This window comes from Halomonas sp. AOP27-A1-41, from assembly GCF_052378605.1.
GTDB classification, from domain to species: Bacteria; Pseudomonadota; Gammaproteobacteria; order Pseudomonadales; family Halomonadaceae; genus Vreelandella; species Vreelandella citrativorans.
In genome coordinates this window covers 1-701 of sequence record NZ_JBQSXT010000065.1, presented here as the reverse complement: position 1 = coordinate 701, position 701 = coordinate 1, and the positions used below count along the sequence as shown (strand labels likewise).

General features: G+C 47.4%; 1 protein-coding gene. It reads right to left on the bottom strand.

The genetic code is table 11. The features are described 5' to 3' along the window. Positions 1–701, bottom strand: a 701-nt coding sequence (locus ACT3TC_RS17115; protein ID WP_444641157.1) for a hypothetical protein, incomplete at both ends; no start/stop codon positions are given.

Sequence of the window (701 nt, the reverse complement as noted above, 5' to 3'; positions counted from 1 at the left end):
AGTTACAGGCATCCCATTTGCCTGGTACTCCACCATAGCTGTTATCGGGGGCGTTTTTCAACTGGCGCTCGTAGCAGGTGTGGACTGGAACTTGCTCATTAATCGCATACCCTACCATGTTTCTTCCAAAGTAGCGGTTAGCGCCTAGCGTTAAAAATGTATCAGGAACAAACTGCCAAGTGCCCGTCAGGCGGGGCGCCACGTTATGGTTGCCCAGAAAATCGTCATAGGAGTAACGCGTGCCTGCGCGAATATCTATATTTCCGTAAGTGTTTAGATATTCACCCCAAAGCGAATGATTATAAACACTTACCTCAGCATTAAACGGTTGATAGACCAAATCTCTTGAGGCGGCATTTAGGCCATTACAAGCAGGGTCACCGGGTGCACAGCTAAACTCTTCACTACCGGCAGAGCGGGATAAATAATAGTAGCGAGCTTCTTCATCACGACTCTTCTGTGCGTTGGAATAGTTTAATTCGCTCCCATAATTAAGTGTACCGCTTTGCAGGTAGGTAGAAAAATCTGTTTTCCACGTATAGTCCGTTTGTGTTTGATTAAGATTGCCCACCCCGCCTTCAAAGCAGTTGCGAGTTGTAAAGCACCAGTCAACTGAGTCCCCTCGCCATGCAATGCGTTGGTTCTTGGCATGGCGGCTTGAATTGTTGTGCATCAGAGAGAGTTTGCTTTCCCAACTGGTT